Genomic DNA, 14,506 nt, shown 5'->3' with positions numbered 1-14,506 from the left:
GGGGCGGCCACGGTCAGCCGAGCTCGGCCCGCCGGGTGGCGCGCAGGCTGGTGACCGTGGTGACGCCCAGCACCAGCACGATGAAGCCGAGCGAGAACGGGATGCCGATCTCCGGCACGTGCAGCCCGCTCTCGTGCATCGCGTGCAGCACCAGCTTGACGCCGATGAAGCCGAGGATCACCGAGAGCCCGTAGGAGAGGTGGACCAGGCGCTTCAGCAGTCCGCCGATCAGGAAGTACAGCTGGCGCAGGCCCATCAGCGCGAAGGCGTTGGCGGTGAAGACGATGTACGCGTCCTGGGTGAGGCCGAAGATCGCCGGGATCGAGTCCAGCGCGAAGAGCACGTCGGTGAGGCCGATGGCCAGCATCACCACGGTCAGCGTGGAGATCGACGGGAAGCGGCGGCGGATCGCCGTCAGCATCCGGTTCTCCTGGAACTCCTCGTCCTGGTGGCCGGCCCTGGCCTCCTTGATCAGCTTCCAGGCGGTCCAGATCAGGAACGCGCCGAAGATGTAGAAGACCCAGGAGAAGCTCGCGATCAGCGCCGCCCCGCAGGCGATGAAGACCGCGCGCAGCACCAGCGCGATCAGCACCCCGACCATCAGCACCCGCTGCTGCTGGTCGCGCGGCACCGCGAACTTGGCCATGATCAGCACGAAGACGAAGAGGTTGTCGACACTCAGCGACTTCTCGGTGAGGTACCCGGCGAAGAACTCGCCGGCCGGCTGCCCGCCGCCGTACCACCACAGGAAGCAGCCGAAGAGGATCGCCAGCACCACCCAGACCACCGTCCAGGTGCCGGCCTCCTTGATCGAGACCTCGTGCGGCTTGCGGCCGCCGATGAAGAAGTCGGCGGCGATCAGGGCGATCAGCACCCCGATGGTGGTCGCCCACAGGGCGAGCGAGACGTCCATGAAGCTGCTCCTCCGGCATGTGTCCTCTGCCGGAGGTCTCTTCCGCCCGCGCCGTTGCGACGCGGGCCGATGCTCCCGGGCGGGCCGGTACGCGGCCGCCGTGATGACGGGAACACCGTAGGGGGAATACTCCCCTCCGTTCCGAAAAGCGTAACAGCAAATCCCAAGAGAAGGTAAAGGACCTTCCGCGGGAGAACCCGCTACAGGAACGGCTCGATGGCCGGCAGCAGGTCCTGGAAGGTGCGGGCCTTGGCCGGAGCACCGATCGCCTGCATGCCCCAGCCGCCGGCCGGGTCGCGGTAGACCTTGGCCATGATCTGCCCGGTGTGCGCGCCGCCGCCGGTCAGCTCGTAGCGGGCCAGCTCCTGGCCGTTGAGCTCGTCGATCAGCCGGCAGTGCGCGTGCCGGACCTCGGCGAAGGTCTGCCCGGTGTACGAGCTGACGGTGAAGACCACCTGGGTGATCTGCGCGGGGATCCGGGACAGGTCCACCACGATCGACTCGTCGTCGCCGCCCGCCCCGACGCCGCCGACCAGGTTGTCCCCGGTGTGCCGCACCGAGCCGTCCTTGCTCACCAGCTGCTGGAAGAAGACCACGTCGGCGGGGGTGTGCTCGGCGTAGAGCAGGGCCGAGGCGTCCAGGTCGATCTGCCGGGTGCGGCTGCCGAAGAGCCCGCGCTTGGGCGCCGCCCGCCAGCCCAGGCCCATCCGGACCACGCTCAACGACTCGCCGCCGGGCTTGCGCAGGCTCACCTGCTGCCCTTTGGTCAGATTCACCGACACGGTGTTATCCCCTCTCTCGGCCCGCGCGCATTGGTCACGCACGCCGGCCAGCGTCGGAACACCCCGCTGCCGTCCCCCGGCTGAGGCCCCCATGGCTGTGCTGTCCGCCTGGTACGTCGCGTGCCAACCCTAGGCCCTGGGGGACGCCCCCACCAGGGGCGACCCCCTCACGTCAAGAGGCTCTCTAGGCGATTCCGGCCTCCTTCAAGCGGCGCAGCTCCTTCTTCAGTTCCTTGACCTCGTCCCGCAACCTGGCGGCCACCTCGAACTGGAGCGCGGCGGCGGCCGCGTGCATCCGCTCGGTCATCTCCTGGATGCTCCCGGCCAGCTCGACCGCCGGCAGGCTGCCGCCCTTCGCCCGATCGGCTGACCGGTCGGCGCCCAGCGCGGGCACCGGGGCCTTGCCCTTGGCCTTGGCGTTGTCCCGGTAGCCGGTGCTGAGCAGCTCCTCGGTGTCCACCTCCTCGCGGGCCAGGGTGTCCAGGATGTCGCCGATCTTCTTGCGCAGCGGCTGCGGGTCGATGCCGTGCTTCTCGTTGTAGGCCTGCTGGACGGCCCGGCGACGGTTGGTCTCGTCGATCGCCTTCGCCATCGCCGGGGTGATCTTGTCGGCGTACATGTGGACCTGGCCCGAGACGTTACGGGCGGCGCGACCGATGGTCTGGATCAGCGAGGTGCCGGAGCGCAGGAAGCCCTCCTTGTCGGCGTCCAGGATCGCCACCAGCGAGACCTCGGGCAGGTCCAGGCCCTCACGGAGCAGGTTGATGCCGACCAGCACGTCGTACTTGCCGGCCCGCAGCTCGCGCAGCAGCTCCACCCGGCGCAGCGTGTCGATGTCGCTGTGCAGGTAGCGGACCCGGATGTCCAGGCCGAGCAGGTAGTCGGTGAGGTCCTCGGACATCTTCTTGGTGAGCGTGGTGACCAGCACCCGCTCGTCCCGCTCGACCCGCAGCCGGATCTCGTGCACCAGGTCGTCGATCTGGCCCTCGGTCGGCTTGACGATCACCTCGGGGTCGATCAGGCCGGTCGGACGGATGATCTGCTCGACCTGGCCGTCGCCGCGGGACAGCTCGTACGGGCCGGGGGTGGCCGAGAGGTAGACGGTCTGGCCGACCCGCTCCAGGAACTCCTCCCACTTCAGCGGGCGGTTGTCCAGCGCGGAGGGCAGCCGGAAGCCGTGCTCGACCAGGGTGCGCTTGCGCGAGGCGTCGCCCTCGTACATCGCGCCGATCTGCGGGACCGTCACATGGGACTCGTCGATCACCAGGAGGAAGTCCTCCGGGAAGTAGTCGAGCAGCGTGTTGGGCGCGGTGCCCGGCTCGCGACCGTCGAAGTGCATCGAGTAGTTCTCGACGCCGGAGCAGCTGCCGATCTGGCGGAGCATCTCGAGGTCGTAGGTGGTGCGCATGCGCAGCCGCTGGGCCTCCAGCAGCTTGCCCTGCTTCTCCAGGACGGCCAGCCGCTCCGCCAGCTCGCGCTCGATGCCGTTGACCGCGCGCTCCATCCGCTCGGGGCCGGCCACGTAGTGGGTGGCGGGGAAGACGTGCATGGCGTCGTGCTGCTTGATGATCTCCCCGGTCAGCGGGTGCAGGGTGTAGAGCGACTCGATCTCGTCGCCGAACATCTCGATCCGCACCGCCAGCTCCTCGTACACCGGGAAGATCTCCACGGTGTCGCCGCGCACCCGGAAGGTGCCGCGGCTGAAGGCGAGGTCGTTGCGGGTGTACTGGATGTCGACGAAGCGGCGCAGCAGCGCGTCCCGGTCGATCTCCTCGCCGACCCGCAGCTGGACCATCCGGTCCACGTACTCCTGCGGGGTGCCGAGGCCGTAGATGCAGGAGACCGAGGCGACCACCACCACGTCCCGGCGGGTGAGCAGCGAGTTGGTGGCCGAGTGGCGCAGCCGCTCGACCTCCTCGTTGATCGAGGAGTCCTTCTCGATGTAGGTATCGGTCTGCGGGACGTACGCCTCGGGCTGGTAGTAGTCGTAGTACGAGACGAAGTACTCGACCGCGTTGTTCGGCAGCAGCTCGCGGAACTCGTTGGCCAGCTGGGCCGCCAGCGTCTTGTTCGGCGCCATCACCAGGGTCGGCCGCTGGAGTTTCTCGATCATCCAGGCGGTGGTGGCCGACTTGCCGGTGCCGGTGGCGCCGAGCAGCACGACGTCCGGCTCGCCCGCGCGGACGCGGCGCTCCAGCTCGGCGATGGCCGCCGGCTGGTCGCCGTTCGGCTGGTAGGGGCTGACGACCTCGAAGGGCGTCGTGGTCCGCTCAATGCTCGTGATGGGTCGCACGGTCCCACCGTACGACCCGGCACCGACAGAGCGGAGGTTACTTGGCGCTGTCCCGGGCGAGGGCGACCAGGCGGGAGATCGCGCGCAGGTACTTCTTGCGGTAGCCGCCCTTCAGCATCTCCTCGGAGAACACCTGGTCGAACGGGATCCCGGAGGCGGTGATCGGCAGCTCGCGGTCGTACATCCGGTCGGCCAGCACCACCAGGCGCAGCGCCGTGGACTGGTCCTCCACCGGCCGCACCCCGCGCAGGAACACCGCCTGCACATCGTCGAGCAGCGCGCCGTACCTGCTGGGGTGCACCACCGAGAGGTGGGCCAGCAGGGCGCCGAAGTCGTCCAGCGCGGCGCCCGGGGTGCCGACGGCGCGGTCGTTCACCTCGGCGTCGGAGTACGGCGCCGGGGCGGCGGGCAGGCCGCGGTGGCGGTAGTCCTGGCCGTCGATCCGCAGCGGGCGGAAGTGCGCCGAGAGTCCCTGGATCTCGCGCAGGAAGTCGGTGGCCGCGAACCGGCCCTCGCCGAGCTTCTCCGGCAGCGTGTTGGAGGTGGCCGCCAGCTTGACCCCGGCCGCCACCAGGCGCGACAGCAGGGTGGAGACCAGCACCGTGTCGCCCGGGTCGTCCAGCTCGAACTCGTCGATGCAGAGCAGCTTGTGGCCGGAGAGCGTGTGCACCGCCTGCTGGAAGCCCAGCGCGCCGACCAGGTTGGTCAGCTCCACGAAGGTGCCGAAGGCCTTGGGGCCCGGCGCCGCGTGCCAGAGCGAGGCCAGCAGGTGGGTCTTGCCGACGCCGTAGCCGCCGTCCAGGTAGACCCCGGCCGGGCCTCCCCCAGCCTTCGGCCGGGGGGACCCCCATGGCACCGCCGGCTTGCGGAACCAGCCGCGCTTGGGGGCCTGGGCCGCGTTCAGGCCGGCCGCGAACTCCTCCAGCACCGTGACCGCTTCGGTCTGGCTGGGCTGGGTGCGGTCCGGCAGGTAGGAGCCGAAGCTGACGCCGGCGAACCGGGGCGGCGGGACCATCTCCGCGACCAGGCGCTCCGCCGGGACCACCGGGCGGCGCTCGGTCAGTGCGAGCGGGGAACCGGTGACGGTACCGGCTATGGCTTCGGGGTGGGAGGCTGCGGGCACGATAGTAAAGGGTACGCGCCGTGGAAGACTGCCAGACATGCGCCAGCTGATCCGTACGTCACACTCCCCCGCCCACGCCGACCCGAACTCGCTGGAGGCGCTGGCCGAGACCTACGCCTATCCGGAGCGGGTGGCCGCGGGACAGCCCTGGCTGCGGGCCAACATGGTCGGCTCGCTGGACGGGGCCGCGAAGCTGTCCGGCCTCTCCGAGGGGCTCTCCGGCGATGCCGACAAGCGGATCTTCGGCGTGCTGCGGGCGCTGGCCGACGTGGTGCTGGTGGGCGCCGAGACGGTGCGGGCCGAGGGCTACCGCCCGGCCCGGGCGCGAGCCGACTTCGCGGCGGCGCGGGCGGCGGCCGGGCAGGCGCCGGCACCCGTCATCGCGGTCGTCAGCCGCAGTCTGCGGCTGGACCTGACCGCCCCGCTGTTCACCGAGCCGCTGGTGCGCACCGTGGTGATCGCGCCGGCGGACGCGCCGGCCGCCGCCCGCGCCGCGGTGGCCGAGGTGGCCGACCTGATCACGGTCGGCGACGGCGGGGTCGACCTGACCGCCGCCCTGGCCGAGCTGACCGCGCGCGGCTGGACCCGCCAGCTCACCGAGGGCGGCCCCCGTCTGCTGGCCCAGCTGGCCGCCGAGGGCCTGCTGGACGAGCTGTGCCTCTCGCTCGCCCCGCTGGTCACCGCCGGCGACGCGCCACGGATCATGCACGGTGCCGAAATGGCTGACGCACAGCGGATGCGGCTGGTCTCATTGATCGAGCAGAAAGGTTTCCTCTTCACCCGCTACTGCCGTACCCCTGAGTAGCCGCCCACTTTCCAGGTGGCCTGTGTGCCACATGTGCCGCGTGAGGAAAGCTTCCTCCGGGCACTATGGGAGGGGACACCGGACCCCGGGGGCCTGCAACACGGAAGGGACTCTAGTGTTCAAGACCGTACTGATGATCGAAAAGGCACTCTCCGACGCCGATGTGGAGCTGGTCACCACACTGCACGGCGAGGAGAAGGTCTCGTTCGTCGTCCTGATGCAACCCCGCGGCAAGCAGGACGAGCTGCTGCGCTCCCTCGACGACGTGGCGCTCGGACATCTCGACAAGGCGGTGCACGAGCACGAGACGGCCAACGGACCGGCCGTGGCCGCCGAGTCACTGGAGCACAGCCTGCGCCACCTGCGCCAGGCCGGCGCCGAGGCGGTCGGCCAGGTGGTCGAGGCCGACCCGCTGGACAACCTGCGCAAGGTGGTCGAGGAGACCTCGGCGGACGAGGTCCTGGTGCTGACCGCACCGCACTTCGTGGAGGAGTTCTTCCATCGCGACTGGGCCTCCAAGGCCCGGCACAAGGTCGGCGTCCCGGTGCTCAAGCTCTTCGCCAGCGAGGCCTGACCGGCCCCCGGGTCGGCGGCCCCCACCCTCCGCTGCGTCGCGGGCCGGTCGGCCGAACACGGGGCTTGGTGACCCGGTGGTGCAGAATCGTCCTTGCGGGATGACCCGCGAGGACGATTCGCCTTTTCAGCTCGCCTCTTCAGCTCTGGAGACTGCCTTGAACGACGCCGCCCACGACCTGCACGCCCCGCACTTCATCGGAATCGGCGGGGCCGGCATGTCGGGTCTTGCGAAGATCCTCGCGGTGCGCGGCGCCAAGGTCTCCGGCAGTGACGCGAAGGAGTCCGAGACCGTGCTCGCGCTGCGCGAGCTGGGCGCCGCCGTGCGGGTCGGCCACGCCGCCGAGCACGTGCCGGACGGCGCCAGCAGCATCGTGGTCTCCAGCGCGATCCGGACCGACAACCCCGAGCTGGTGGCCGCCCGCGAGCGCGGCATCCCGGTGGTGCACCGCTCGGACGCGCTGGCCGCGCTGATGGGCGGGCGGCGCGCGCTGGCGGTGGCCGGCACGCACGGCAAGACGACCACCACCAGCATGCTGGCCGTGGCGCTCGGCGCCCTGGGCGTCGACCCGTCCTACGCGATCGGCGGCGACCTGGACGCCCCCGGCAGCAACGCGCACCACGGCACCGGCGAGATCTTCGTGGCCGAGGCGGACGAGAGCGACCGCAGCTTCCACAAGTACGCGCCCGAGGTGGCGATCATCCTCAACGTGGAGCTCGACCACCACGCCAACTACGCCTCGATGGAGGAGATCTACGACTCCTTCGAGACCTTCGTCGGGCGGATCCAGCCCGGCGGCACGCTGGTGGTCTCCGCCGACCACGCGGGCGCCCGCGAGCTGACCGCCCGGGTGGCCGGCCGCGAGGGCCTGCGGGTGGTCACCGTCGGGGCGGCCGAGGACGCCACCGTACGGGTGGTCTCGGTGACCGCGCGCGGCATGACCAGCGAGGTCACCGTGGTGCTCGACGGCAGCGAGCTGACCTTCACCGTCTCGGTGCCCGGGCGCCACTACGCGCACAACGCGGTCGCGGCGCTGGCCGCCGGCGTCGCGCTGGGCGTGCCGGCCGAGGAGCTGGCCAAGGCACTCGGCTCGTACACCGGCGTGCGTCGGCGCCTGCAGCTCAAGGGCGAGGCGCGCGGCGTGCAGGTGATCGACTCCTACGCGCACCACCCCACCGAGATGACCGCCGACCTGGAGGCGATCCGGGAGGCCACCACGGGCCGGGTGCTGGTGGTCTTCCAGCCGCACCTGTTCAGCCGCACCCAGCAGCTGGCCGAGGAGATGGGCCAGGCCCTCGCGCTGGCCGACGCCTCGGTGGTGCTCGACATCTACCCGGCGCGCGAGGACCCGATCCCGGGCGTGACCAGCGAGCTGATCATCGACGCGGCCCGCCGCGCGGGCGCCGAGGTGGCGGCCGAGCACGAGTTCACGGCCGCCGCCGCGGTGCTGGCGAAGCTGGCCGCGCCCGGCGACCTGGTGCTGACCATGGGTGCCGGTGACGTCACCAACCTCGGTCCGGCCATCCTGGACGAGATCGGGAATGGCCTGGAGCGTCTCACTGCTGATGCGGTCTGAGGAGGTCGGAGATGAGCTACGAGATCGAGAAGACCGAGGCCGAGTGGCGCGCCCAGCTCAGCCCGCAGGAGTACCAGGTGCTGCGCGAGGCCGGCACCGAGCGCCCCTTCGTGGGTGAGTACACCGACACCAAGACGGTGGGCGTGTACAGCTGCCGGGCCTGTGGCAGTGAACTGTTCAGCTCGGAGACGAAGTTCGACAGCCACTGCGGCTGGCCCTCCTACTACGCGCCGCTGGCCGAGGACCGGGTCCAGTACATCGAGGACACCGCGATGGGCATGCGCCGGGTCGAGGTCCGCTGCGCGCGCTGCGGCGGCCACCTGGGCCACGTCTTCGAAGGCGAGGGCTACCCGACGCCGACCGACCAGCGGTACTGCATCAACAGCATCTCGCTGACCCTGCGGCCGGCCGAGTAGGGCCTGCCCGAGCCCCGGCAGGAACATCGATTCGATTGCTTCTCCCTCAGGTGCGACCGAACCACCGCGCCGACCCGTCCTGGTGAGCAGAGCCCCGCGCAGGAGCGGGTCCGCATGGCCGGCGTGCGGTTGACACCAAGAGGGAAGCAACCGAGATGTTCGAGAACGAAGACAGCGGGTTCCGACCCGAGGAGTTCCACCACTCGCTGGACACCGAGCTGGCCGCACTCGGCGCGCCCGCGCTGGGCGACGTCGTGGGCGTCGCCGCCCAGCGTGGTCGCCGGCAGCGGCGGTGGCGTGCCGTGGGCGCGGTCACCGGTTCGGTGACCGCCGTTGCGGTCGCGGCCAGCCTGCTGGTCGGGGTGCTGGGCAACGGCTCGGCGCAGCCGACCCAGCTGGGCGCCGCCGCGGCGGTCACCGCCTCACCGTCCGACTCCCCCGCGGCGGCCCCGGCCGCGTCGGGGGACGCTTCGTCGGCGCCCACCGGCTCACTGGTCGCGGACAGCCCGGCCGCCCTGCTGGACGCAGTGCTGCACGCCCTGCCGGCCGGCCTGAGCACGGACCACTACTCGGCCAAGCAGGGCGACCCGGCGACCCCCAACCCCTCCGTCTCCCTCAACGTGAAGACGGCGCAGGGCACCTCCGCGCTGAGCGTCGCGGCGTACAAGTCGCAGTACTCGTTCTGCCAGCCGGGCGACTGGCCGGCGAGCTACAGCTACCACTGCTCGACCACGCCCAGCGGCGAGCAGTTCGAGGTGGTCTCCAACCCGGCCGCCTGCTGGCAGCACTCCATCATCGTGGTACGGCGCCACGACGGCGTCGACGTCGCGGTCTGGCAGCCCAACTGCGACACGGCGGGCGTCACCAGCCCGAACAACCCGCCGCTGACCCAGGAGCAGGCCGTCGCCCTGGCCGACAATCCGGCGATCAGCTACCAGATGCCGGCCTCGTTCGTCCAGGCCGCCAACGCCAAGTACCCCAACCTGCCGATCACCAAGTAGCGGCACCATCACCGCCGCGGCCCCCTGGTGGGGCCGCGGCTCCCCCCATTTCCACCCCACCGAGACCGGGAGACCGATGGTGCGCAACGAAGCCGACTTCACCGCATTCGCCGAGGCGAACGTCACCCGCCTGCGGCAGATCGCCTATCTGATGTGCCGGGACTGGCACCTGGCCCAGGACCTGACCCAGAGCACGCTGACCAAGATGTACGTGGCCTGGAACCGGCTGGCCCGGCACGGCAGCGACCCGTTCGGCTACGCCCGCAAGGTGCTGCTCAACACGCTGCTCGACCACAAGCGGCTGCGCAGCAGCAGCGAGTTGGCGGTGGATCAGCTGCCGGACCGGCCGCACCAGGGCGACCCGACGGCCGACCGGCTCACCCTGCTGAACGCGCTGGCGCTGCTGCCCAAGCGGGAGCGGGCGATCGTGCTGCTGCGCTACTGGGAGGACCAGAGCGTGGAGCAGACCGCCGAGATCCTCGGGTTGAGCACCTCGGTGGTGAAGTCGCAGAGCATGCGCGCGCTCACCGTGCTGCGCGGACACCTCGGCGCGGAGCGGGCGGTGCTGTTCGGCTGACCGGGGTCGCTTCCCCGGCCGCACCCCGGTCCGCGCCGGCCCAGCCCGTTGATCGACGGCCTCAACCCGCAGGCCGCCCAAGCCGGTTGAACGCCCACCCACGACCCGCCCCGGAGCCCCACCCACCGGCCGGGCCGATCACGATTCGATATCGTGCCCCAGGTTTGTTCCCAGCTCGTGCCCAGGAGGTCTAGAACAGGGCTCATGTGGTTGCTCTTCCTGGTCCCGGCCTGTGTCGTCGCGGTGCTCGCCTGTCTGCGCCTGGTCCGGGCCGCCGCCTCGGCGGACGCGCTGGCGGGGCTGGTGGAGGAGGAGGCGGAGCAGGTGGCGATCGGGCTCTACGAGACGGCCTATCTGGCCGGTGGCCCGGAGCGGGTGGTGGACCTGGCGCTGGTGCTGATGAACAGCCGCGGCCGACTGCACCTGGCGCACACCGGCTGGACCACGGTGGTCGACCCGCACGGCCGCAGCCGCCTGGAGCGGGCGCTGATCAGCGAGATCGGGCCCGAAGGGCAGTGCCGGACCACCGAACTGCGCGAGGCCCTGAGCGAGCACCCGACGGTGGCCGAGATCGGCGCCCGGCTCTCGCTGGCCGGGCTGGCCACCCCGGCGGCGATCCGGGAGAGCACGCTGCTGGCGGTGCGTCAGGTCCGCCAGGCGCTGCTGCTCTCGGCGGTGCTGCTGGTCGCGGCCATGACGCTGACCGAGCCGGGGCACCAGCAGGGCGCCGCCACCCTGGCCTGGTTCTCGCTGCCGCTGATCCTCACCACCGGCACCCTGCTGATGGCCCGGGTGGACGTGCACCCCTACACCCGCTGGGCCGCCCCGGCCGGTGACGAGGTGCTGCGCGAGCTGCGCCGCCGCCCGCGCCGGTCGAGCGGCGCGGGCGCGAGCGACGCCGAGCGCCGACTGCTCACCGCGGTGGCGATCGACGGCGCCGACGCCCACCCGGACGCCCGGCTGCGGATGGCACTGCGGGGCTAGCCGCTGCCTCGAGAACGGTCAGACCAGGCCGTTCAGCAGCTCGGCGATCGGCTTGCGGCGACCGGTGAAGAACGGGACCTCCTCGCGCACGTGCAGCCGCGCGCGGGACGGGCGCAGGTCGCGCATCAGGTCCACGATCCGGTGCAGCTCGTCCGCCTCGAAGGCGAGCAGCCACTCGTAGTCGCCGAGCGCGAACGAGGCCACCGTGTTGGCCCGCACGTCCGGGTAGCCACGGGCCATCTGGCCGTGCTCGGCGAGCATCGCCCGACGCTCCTCGTCCGGCAGCAGGTACCACTCGTAGGAGCGGACGAACGGGTAGACGCAGACGTACTCGCGAGCGTGCTCGTCGGCGAGGAAGGCCGGGATGTGCGACTTGTTGAACTCGGCGGGGCGGTGCAGCGCCATGTTCGACCAGACCGGCTTCAGCAGGCGGCCGAGCGCGGTGCGGCGGAAGCGGTTGTACGCCTCCTGCAGGTCGTCGGAGTCGGCGGCGTGCCACCAGATCATCAGATCGGCGTCGGCACGCAGGCCCGAGACGTCGTAACTGCCGCGCACCGTCACGTCCTTGGCGGCGAGCTGCTCGAACAGCTCGTCGACCTCGGCGGCCAGCGCGGCGCGGTCCTCGGGGAGCGCGTCCTTCAGCTGGAACACCGACCACATGGTGTAGCGGATGACCTGGTTCAGGTCCCGGGCCTTCTTCTTCTGCGGCGTCTGCTCAGCGGTATCGGTCATGCCCTCATTCTCCCTTTCACGCACGCTGCCCCGGCGGCGGGGTCAGCACCTCGTCGACGGCCCGCCGGGCGCTCGCCACGCAGGCCGGGATGCCCACCCCGTCGTAGGCCGCGCCCGCCAGCGCGAGCCCGCCCACCCCCCGCACGGCGGCCCGGATCCGGGCGACCCGCTCCAGGTGGCCCACCGGGTACTGCGGCAGTCCGGCCCGCCAGCGGTTGACCGCGCCGGCGTACGGGCGGGCACTCAGGCCCACCGCCGCGCGCAGGTCGGCCAGCGAGCGGTCGATCAGCTCGGCGTCGTCCAGGTCGAGGGCCGCCTCCTCGCGGTAGCGGCCCAGCGAGGTGCGCAGTACGAAGGTGTCGGGGGCGGCCTTGGCCAGCCAGCCCCACTTCTGACTGGAGAAGGTGGCGGCCTTGATCGAGCGCCCGTCCACCGCAGGCACCAGGAACCCGCTGCCGGGCGGCGGTTCGGGCAGGTCGGCGCGGTGGAAGGCGAGGGTGACCAGCGCCATCCCGGCGTACTCGATCCCGGCCAGCTCGGCGGCGGCGCCCGGCACGTCGGCGGCCAGCAGCCCGGCGGCGACCGGCGCGGGGGCGGTGAGCACCACGGCGTCGAACGCCTGGCCGTTGACCAGCCAGCCCTCGGGGGTGCGGCGCAGCCCGGTGACGGGCGTACGCAGCCGCAGCTCGACGCCGGCCCGCTCGCAGGCGGCGGCGACGGCACCCGGCAGGGTGCCGATCCCGCCGCGCAGGCCCTGGAAGACCGGGCCGCCGGCCTGCGGGCGGTCCAGCAGCCCGTGCACGCCCTCGACCAGCGAGCCGCCGCCCTGGGCGATCGCCAGCAGCTGCGGGACGGCGGCGCGCAGCGAGATCTCCGCGGCGCGGCCCGCGTAGACACCGCCCAGCAGCGGCTCGACCAGCCGGTCCACCACTTCCTGGCCGAGCCGCTCGGCCACGTAGGCGCCGATCGCGATGTCCTCGCCCACGGCGCCGATCGCGGCCGGGCGTTCGGCCCGCGCCCGGGCCAGGCCCTCGGGGCTGAGCACCTCGGCGGCGGCGAGCGCCTCGAGGTCGCCGGGCACGCCCATCAACTGGCCGGCCGGCAGCGGGCGCAGCGCGCCCCTGGTCCAGACGGCGGCCTTGGCGGTGCCGGGCGGTTCCAGGGCGTCGGCCAGGCCGACCTCCCGGGCCAGCTCGACGGCCTCAGGGCGGCGGGCCAGCATCGACTCGGCGCCGAGGTCGACCTGGACCCCGCCCACCTCGCCGGTGCGCAGCTTGCCGCCCAGGTGGTCGCCGGCCTCCAGCAGGGTGACCCGCGCGCGGGCCGGCCCGCCGACCGCGCCGCCGAGTCGGGCGGCGGCCGCCAGCCCGGCGATGCCGCCGCCGATCACCGCGACCTCGGGGAGTGCCATCAGCGCGCGCTGGCCTCGTGCACGAAGGCGACCAGGCGGCTGAGCGCGTCCGGGTCCATGCTCGGCAGCACGCCGTGGCCCAGGTTGAAGATGTGGCCGCTGCCGCCCAGCGCCGAGGCCGCGTGCAGCACCTCGCGGGCCTTGGTCTCCACCACCGGGGTCGGCGCGAAGAGCACCGCCGGGTCGAGGTTGCCCTGCAGCGCCTTGCCGGGGCCGACCCGGCGGGCCGCCTCGTTGAGCGGCACCCGCCAGTCGACGCCGACCACGTCGGCGCCGGCCTCGCCCATCAGGCCGAGCAGCTCGCCGGTGCCGACACCGAAGTGGATCCGGGGCACGCCGAGGTCGGCGACCGCGTCGAAGACCTTGGTGCTGGCGGGCATGACGGAGCGTCGGTAGTCGTCCGGCGCCAGCGAGCCCACCCAGGAGTCGAAGAGCTGGACGGCCGAGACGCCGGCCGCGATCTGCACCTTGAGGAAGGCGGCGGTGATCTCGGCCAGCCGGTCGACCAGCTGCGCCCACAGCTCGGGCTGGCCGTACATCATGGCCTTGGTGCGCTCGTGGTTCTTCGACGGACCGCCCTCGACCAGGTAGCTGGCCAGCGTGTACGGGGCACCGGCGAAGCCGATCAGCGGGGTCTCGCCCAGCTCGTCGACCAGCAGGCCGATCGCCTCGGTGACGTAGCGGACGTCGTCCGGCTCCAGCGGGCGCAGCCGCTGCAGGTCGGCGGCGGTGCGGATCGGGTCGGCGATCACCGGGCCGACGCCGGGCTTGATGTCGACGTCGATGCCGACCGCCTTGAGCGGCACCACGATGTCGCTGAAGAAGATCGCCGCGTCCACCTTGTGCCGGCGCACCGGCTGCAGGGTGATCTCCTTGACCAGCTCGGGCCGCATGCAGGACTCGAGCATCGGGATGCCCTCGCGCACCTTGAGGTACTCGGGCAGCGAGCGGCCCGCCTGACGCATGAACCAGACCGGGGTGTGGGGCACCGGCTCGTGCCGGCAGGCCCGCAGGAAGGCCGAGTCATAGGCCCGACCGCGCGCGGCGGGCGGAACTGCGGGGGTCGGCACGGCGGGCTGGGCTGCGGTCGTCTCACTCACCCGGTCATCCTCCCACGCGCTTTCGCGAACCCCGCCGCGGCCCACTCGTGGGATCGTCCAAGGGCCGTCCAGGGGTCGTCCAGGACCTGTCCAGGAACTGTCCGGTGCCGTCCGGGGGGCTGCTCGGGCGCCGCCCGGGGCGATATCCGCCGATCCGCCCGGGATGCGCGCCACCCCGCACGCCACCGGGGTCCGGGGTGGCGTGCCGCTCCGCCGGTA

General features: G+C 72.1%; 14 protein-coding genes. 7 read left to right on the top strand and 7 right to left on the bottom strand.

All coding sequences use genetic code 11. The annotated features are described in order from the left end of the window. Window positions 1-13: 13 nt before the first annotated feature. The 4 genes from OG403_RS26140 to zapE all read right to left on the bottom strand — a co-directional run bounded on the left by OG403_RS26140 (window position 14) and on the right by zapE (window position 5,003). Window positions 14-913: a TerC family protein gene (locus tag OG403_RS26140; protein WP_329568438.1), complete on the bottom strand. Its 900-nt coding sequence runs from the start codon at window positions 911-913 to the stop codon at window positions 14-16. 200 nt (window positions 914-1,113) lie between these two features. Then, window positions 1,114-1,695, bottom strand: coding sequence for a TerD family protein (locus tag OG403_RS26135; protein ID WP_329568436.1), 582 nt, complete (start codon window positions 1,693-1,695; stop codon window positions 1,114-1,116). Window positions 1,696-1,879: 184 nt separating this feature from the next. Next, complete coding sequence (gene uvrB / locus OG403_RS26130; RefSeq protein ID WP_329568433.1) at window positions 1,880-3,988, bottom strand: excinuclease ABC subunit UvrB; 2,109 nt, start codon at window positions 3,986-3,988, stop codon at window positions 1,880-1,882. A 37-nt stretch (window positions 3,989-4,025) separates the two neighbouring features. Then, window positions 4,026-5,003: a cell division protein ZapE gene (zapE, locus tag OG403_RS26125; RefSeq protein WP_442911089.1), complete on the bottom strand. Its 978-nt coding sequence runs from the start codon at window positions 5,001-5,003 to the stop codon at window positions 4,026-4,028. Window positions 5,004-5,148: 145 nt separating this feature from the next. Here zapE and OG403_RS26120 point away from each other — a divergent pair, with 145 nt between their 5' ends. The 7 genes from OG403_RS26120 (at window position 5,149) to OG403_RS26090 (ending at window position 11,044) form a co-directional block, all read left to right on the top strand. Next, complete coding sequence (locus OG403_RS26120) at window positions 5,149-5,916, top strand: dihydrofolate reductase family protein (RefSeq protein ID WP_329568429.1); 768 nt, start codon at window positions 5,149-5,151, stop codon at window positions 5,914-5,916. Window positions 5,917-6,031: 115 nt separating this feature from the next. Further along, window positions 6,032-6,490, top strand: a complete 459-nt coding sequence (locus OG403_RS26115; protein ID WP_329568427.1) for an indole-3-glycerol phosphate synthase — start codon at window positions 6,032-6,034, stop codon at window positions 6,488-6,490. A gap of 157 nt (window positions 6,491-6,647) precedes the next feature. After that, entirely contained in the window at window positions 6,648-8,066 is a 1,419-nt protein-coding gene (gene murC, locus OG403_RS26110; protein WP_329568425.1) for a UDP-N-acetylmuramate--L-alanine ligase, read from the top strand. Between the two features lie 11 nt (window positions 8,067-8,077). Continuing rightward, complete coding sequence (gene msrB, locus OG403_RS26105; RefSeq protein ID WP_329568423.1) at window positions 8,078-8,482, top strand: peptide-methionine (R)-S-oxide reductase MsrB; 405 nt, start codon at window positions 8,078-8,080, stop codon at window positions 8,480-8,482. A gap of 155 nt (window positions 8,483-8,637) precedes the next feature. Then, window positions 8,638-9,483 (top strand): hypothetical protein, encoded by an 846-nt coding sequence (locus tag OG403_RS26100; protein WP_329568421.1) that lies wholly within the window; start codon window positions 8,638-8,640, stop codon window positions 9,481-9,483. 76 nt (window positions 9,484-9,559) lie between these two features. Then, window positions 9,560-10,060, top strand: coding sequence for a SigE family RNA polymerase sigma factor (locus OG403_RS26095; RefSeq protein WP_329568420.1), 501 nt, complete (start codon window positions 9,560-9,562; stop codon window positions 10,058-10,060). 204 nt (window positions 10,061-10,264) lie between these two features. Beyond that, a complete protein-coding gene (locus tag OG403_RS26090) occupies window positions 10,265-11,044 on the top strand; it encodes a TIGR04222 domain-containing membrane protein (protein ID WP_329568418.1) in 780 nt (259 codons plus the stop codon). An 18-nt stretch (window positions 11,045-11,062) separates the two neighbouring features. On the opposite strand, the gene hemQ is transcribed toward OG403_RS26090, so the two are convergent. From hemQ to hemE, 3 genes are read right to left on the bottom strand one after another with little or no spacing between them, the layout of a single operon-like run. Further along, window positions 11,063-11,776, bottom strand: a complete 714-nt coding sequence (gene hemQ / locus OG403_RS26085) for a hydrogen peroxide-dependent heme synthase (RefSeq protein ID WP_329568416.1) — start codon at window positions 11,774-11,776, stop codon at window positions 11,063-11,065. A 16-nt stretch (window positions 11,777-11,792) separates the two neighbouring features. Beyond that, complete coding sequence (gene hemG / locus OG403_RS26080) at window positions 11,793-13,187, bottom strand: protoporphyrinogen oxidase (protein ID WP_329568414.1); 1,395 nt, start codon at window positions 13,185-13,187, stop codon at window positions 11,793-11,795. Beyond that, complete coding sequence (hemE, locus tag OG403_RS26075; protein WP_329572563.1) at window positions 13,187-14,257, bottom strand: uroporphyrinogen decarboxylase; 1,071 nt, start codon at window positions 14,255-14,257, stop codon at window positions 13,187-13,189. Before hemE ends, hemG begins: the two co-directional genes overlap by 1 nt. Window positions 14,258-14,506: the final 249 nt, after the last annotated feature.

The sequence above is a fragment of the Kitasatospora sp. NBC_01266 genome (assembly GCF_036242395.1).
Taxonomy (GTDB): Bacteria; Actinomycetota; Actinomycetes; order Streptomycetales; family Streptomycetaceae; genus Kitasatospora.
Note: the sequence above shows the minus strand (reverse complement) of the source record. Positions and strands in the feature narration are given on the sequence as shown.

What these genes read in the sequence shown, in the direction of transcription:
- OG403_RS26140 (WP_329568438.1), bottom strand. Translation starts at nt 913, where the DNA reads ATGGACGTCTCGCTCGCCCTGTGGGCGACCACCATCGGGGTGCTGATC.
- zapE (WP_442911089.1), bottom strand. Translation starts at nt 5,003, where the DNA reads ATGGTCCCGCCGCCCCGGTTCGCCGGCGTCAGCTTCGGCTCCTACCTG.
- OG403_RS26120 (WP_329568429.1), top strand. Translation starts at nt 5,149, where the DNA reads ATGCGCCAGCTGATCCGTACGTCACACTCCCCCGCCCACGCCGACCCG.
- msrB (WP_329568423.1), top strand. Translation starts at nt 8,078, where the DNA reads ATGAGCTACGAGATCGAGAAGACCGAGGCCGAGTGGCGCGCCCAGCTC.
- OG403_RS26100 (WP_329568421.1), top strand. Translation starts at nt 8,638, where the DNA reads ATGTTCGAGAACGAAGACAGCGGGTTCCGACCCGAGGAGTTCCACCAC.
- OG403_RS26095 (WP_329568420.1), top strand. Translation starts at nt 9,560, where the DNA reads ATGGTGCGCAACGAAGCCGACTTCACCGCATTCGCCGAGGCGAACGTC.
- OG403_RS26090 (WP_329568418.1), top strand. Translation starts at nt 10,265, where the DNA reads ATGTGGTTGCTCTTCCTGGTCCCGGCCTGTGTCGTCGCGGTGCTCGCC.
- hemQ (WP_329568416.1), bottom strand. Translation starts at nt 11,776, where the DNA reads ATGACCGATACCGCTGAGCAGACGCCGCAGAAGAAGAAGGCCCGGGAC.
- hemG (WP_329568414.1), bottom strand. Translation starts at nt 13,187, where the DNA reads ATGGCACTCCCCGAGGTCGCGGTGATCGGCGGCGGCATCGCCGGGCTG.